This is a genomic window from Microcystis sp. M44BS1, assembly GCF_020244875.1.
Classification (GTDB): domain Bacteria; phylum Cyanobacteriota; class Cyanobacteriia; order Cyanobacteriales; family Microcystaceae; genus Microcystis; species Microcystis panniformis.
Map to the genome: position 1 here is coordinate 1 of NZ_JADBVM010000087.1, position 3369 is coordinate 3369.

Below are 3369 nucleotides of genomic sequence, written 5' to 3' on the forward strand. Positions count from 1 at the left end.
AACCTACGGCTGATTGAGCAGAATCAGGCAGTTTAGGTGATGGCACGTTTTTAGGCAGATGAATTGCATCATTCAACCTTTATTTTATCTCAGAGAATAAAGAGCGTAGGTTGGGTTGAACGATAGTGAAACCCAACACTTTTAAATCATGGGGTTGGGTTTCGTTCCTCAACCCAACCTACGGCTCAAACTGAAGGCGCAATAATATAACGATTCATAATTATTTTTGTTGCGCTTCTTTAAATTTTTCGAGTATATCATTTATGATTTTTTCTCCATCTAATCCCTCTCCATTATCTAATTCTGCTATGGCAACGTCAATTTGTTGACGAGTTTCTTCTACCCATTGTAAGTAATCTTGATCGAGGATTTCTAGCAAGTAAAAAGCGGTATCTATGACTTGTTCTGAATTATTAAATCTGCCACTTTTTAACTGTTTTTGGATAAATTGTTCTTGATTGGGTTTTAGTTGAATATTCATGATAATTTTTATAAGGTTAAGGGTTAAGTCGAGTGTCCTGTTTCATTATTACCTAAAATGTCGGCTTGAAGGCTCTCGGTTTTACCGATGAGATGAAAAGAGCGTAGGTTGGGTTGAACGATAGTGAAACCCAACACTTTTAAAGAATTGGGTTGGGTTTTGTGGTTCTTCGTTACTTGGTATGGTTCGATAGGGGGGCATAAATCGACTAAATCCTTATCTGGCAAGAGATTTAATTGATTAGTTCGCTCTAGATAAAAAACAATTAACAAAAATCGCTAAATGCCTTTCTATATAAGGGTTCCATCCCTTATAACCCCTGTCCATTGCATAACACAAACCGAAGAGCCAAAAGCGCCTCACTGATACTACAGCCCCCTTGTCCGTTTCCCGACGAGGATGGGGGCGATGGAAGACGGCTCTAACTCCCTTAAGGGCTACCCGCACCCGCGACCCCCTACCTTCGGATATTTCTGCTCCCAGTGCCTCCAGCAGCGATTCGATATCCGTCCAGACAACATCCGACCGGACGGGCTGCTCGAAGATTTGGTCCAGAATTTTTCGCTGTTTTTTCGACAGTGCCATTGTAGTATCATAACTTAATAAGCTGGTTATAATTAAATTAAAAATGGATTTTAGGTTCGATCCCCCCTGCCCCCCTTAATAAGGGGGGTGCCGATCCCCCCTTAGTCCCCCCTTAATCCCCCCTTAATAAGGGGGGCATCTGAAAGTTTTTAATACCTATCTACTTAATAAGCTGCTGTGCATCTAAATGACATATTATTGAAATCAAAAAAACACCTAATTTGATTTTGGATTTCCCTTGTTTCAATCTAACTGAGAACTGTTAACTGTTCACTGTTAACTGAATAGTGGGAGGTTTTCAAACCAAATTTTCTGGTAAAATGATTAAGGATAATTGGCCAAAACTTTATGAGGATTTAAGCTTGTGATCATCAAAGAGTTAGAAGAGCAACTTCTTGCCCTCAAACCTAGGGAAAAAGTGCAGGTAATCCAGTTACTTGCTCAAAGTCTGGGTGGTGATTGGCAGGGAATTGAGAAAACGCCTAAAGTTTGCGGCGGACAAGCCTGCATTGCCAATACAAGAATTCCAGTTTGGGTGTTAGTAGAAGCTCGTCGTCTTGGTTATAGTGATGCTGATTTATTAACAAGTTATCCGACTATTAAGGCTACGGATTTAGCTAATGCTTGGGTATATGCGGCAGCTCATGAAGATGAGATTGATTTGCTCATTGAGCAGAATGAGGCAGTTTAGGGGATGGCACGTTTTTATGCAGATGAGCAGTTTCCTTTGCCGGTTGTGGAATTGTTGAGAAATTTGGGGCATGATGTTTTGACGGTGCAAGAAGCGGGAAATGCTAATCAACGGATACCTGACGAGCAGGTGTTGGCGTTTGCTGTCAGTCAAGAGCGAGCCATTTTGACGATCAATAGAATTGATTTTATCCGTTTGCATCGTCGTGATGATCAGCATTTCGGGATTGTGGTTTGTACGAATAATCGTAATTGGCAACAGTTTACAGCACAGGTCGATGAGGCGGTAAGGGGAGAGGAATCCTTACAGGGAAAGTTGATTCGGGTGGTACGTCCCTCTGTTTAAGTTAGCGATCACCGTCAAAAATTTGGTAGAATGTAGAATGTCTTATACTAAATCTGGTTATTAAAGACTGATTATTTATTCCCCTTTTTGCATGAGTGCATGAGTAGAAAACGGGTTTCTCCGAGAAACCCGTTTTCTGTGCGTTACTCAACGGATTTAGTATTAGCACAGCTTCACCCATCGCAATTTAGATTAAACTGCTTTCAAAAAGGCAAAAGCTGCCTAGGACGCACCCTAAGATATCTGAGGCCAGCAATGCTCTAAAGTTGATAATTTAATTGGGGACAATTTGCCGAAAAAGCTTTTACTTCGTCATCCCATTCTAACTTGAGCGGCGACTGGTATCCATTGTATCATTACCAATATCTTTCGGTCGTCCGCTCCAACGTTTTGCTAGACCGGGTTTTCGCGACAAGGTGACAACTTCTCTGCCACTTTCCGCTTGCTTCTTGCGTAGATCTGCAAAGATTGCATCCAAGTCATAGTTGAAGGACTTGGCATACTCTTCACGGATTCGGTGGATCTCTTCGACGATCTCATCATGAAACATAATCAACCTCCTAACAGTTCGTTGGGTGTACAAAGAATCGGTAACTCGTATCCAAAATCAATGCTGATCTCTGCCAATTTTCTCTGAATTTGAGCATTAGCAATATGCTTACAGTTCCACGTTAACAGATAATCCATACCGTGGACAGTTGCGGCGGCAATGTGGATCGCGTCAACTTTCGCTTTTGGAGGCAGATTACTGCGGGTTAAGAATTGTTTAGCCAAACCTTGTGCAGCTTCGTTCAATGCTAACAAGGGAAAATCACGCAAAATATCCAGCCTTTCGGAGGCGATCGCTGTATCTCCTTTAGTTACTTCCTCTAGGACAGCCTCGGAAGTGTACAGAATAAAGTCGTTTCGACGAAATTCCCACCATTCCCTCGTTATCTCAATATTAGCCGCCACAATAATATCTCTGCTGGGTCGAGCAGTTAGGTAGCCTAAGATACTGGTTTCAATATAGACGCTTTCGCTCACGGCAATAGGAGAAAATCTATCCAACGTCCATCAAACCCTATTTAGGGCTTGCTGAATAAAGGTGAAATGTAGGCAAGGTAAGGGTTTTGTGGCTTTACGAGCGAAACAGGTGCAAGATTTTGAGAGAATCGTGCTTCAAAACCTTGCGTCTTCATCGGCCCGCGTCCTGTAGGGGCGAAGCATTCGGATAAAAAATCTACGGTTTCACCGATAGGTTATTGCCCGAATGCTTCGCCCGTAC

General features: G+C 42.3%; 6 protein-coding genes. 2 read left to right on the forward strand and 4 right to left on the reverse strand.

Going from position 1 to position 3369, the window contains the following annotated elements; genetic code table 11:
* Nucleotides 1-220: 220 nt before the first annotated feature.
* Both IM515_RS06095 and IM515_RS26105 read right to left on the reverse strand, forming a co-directional pair.
* Nucleotides 221-481 (reverse strand): ribbon-helix-helix domain-containing protein, encoded by a 261-nt coding sequence (locus tag IM515_RS06095; RefSeq protein ID WP_287627803.1) that lies wholly within the window; start codon nucleotides 479-481, stop codon nucleotides 221-223.
* Nucleotides 482-721: 240 nt separating this feature from the next.
* Nucleotides 722-1066, reverse strand: a complete 345-nt coding sequence (locus IM515_RS26105) for a type II toxin-antitoxin system HicA family toxin (protein ID WP_287627804.1) — start codon at nucleotides 1064-1066, stop codon at nucleotides 722-724.
* Between the two features lie 364 nt (nucleotides 1067-1430).
* On the opposite strand from IM515_RS26105, the gene IM515_RS06105 reads away from it, so the two are divergent.
* On the forward strand, nucleotides 1431-1757 hold the full coding sequence (locus IM515_RS06105; protein WP_002772039.1) for a DUF433 domain-containing protein: 327 nt from the start codon (nucleotides 1431-1433) through the stop codon (nucleotides 1755-1757).
* Between the two features lie 3 nt (nucleotides 1758-1760).
* The gene (locus tag IM515_RS06110; protein ID WP_002757208.1) at nucleotides 1761-2102 is read left to right on the forward strand and encodes a DUF5615 family PIN-like protein; all 342 of its coding nucleotides are present in this window, start codon (nucleotides 1761-1763) and stop codon (nucleotides 2100-2102) included.
* A 322-nt stretch (nucleotides 2103-2424) separates the two neighbouring features.
* Here IM515_RS06110 and IM515_RS06115 read toward each other — a convergent pair whose 3' ends face one another.
* Both IM515_RS06115 and IM515_RS06120 read right to left on the reverse strand, forming a co-directional pair.
* Nucleotides 2425-2652 (reverse strand): hypothetical protein, encoded by a 228-nt coding sequence (locus IM515_RS06115; RefSeq protein WP_002757210.1) that lies wholly within the window; start codon nucleotides 2650-2652, stop codon nucleotides 2425-2427.
* A gap of 2 nt (nucleotides 2653-2654) precedes the next feature.
* The gene (locus tag IM515_RS06120; protein ID WP_043997957.1) at nucleotides 2655-3128 is read right to left on the reverse strand and encodes a type II toxin-antitoxin system VapC family toxin; all 474 of its coding nucleotides are present in this window, start codon (nucleotides 3126-3128) and stop codon (nucleotides 2655-2657) included.
* Nucleotides 3129-3369 lie beyond the last annotated feature (241 nt).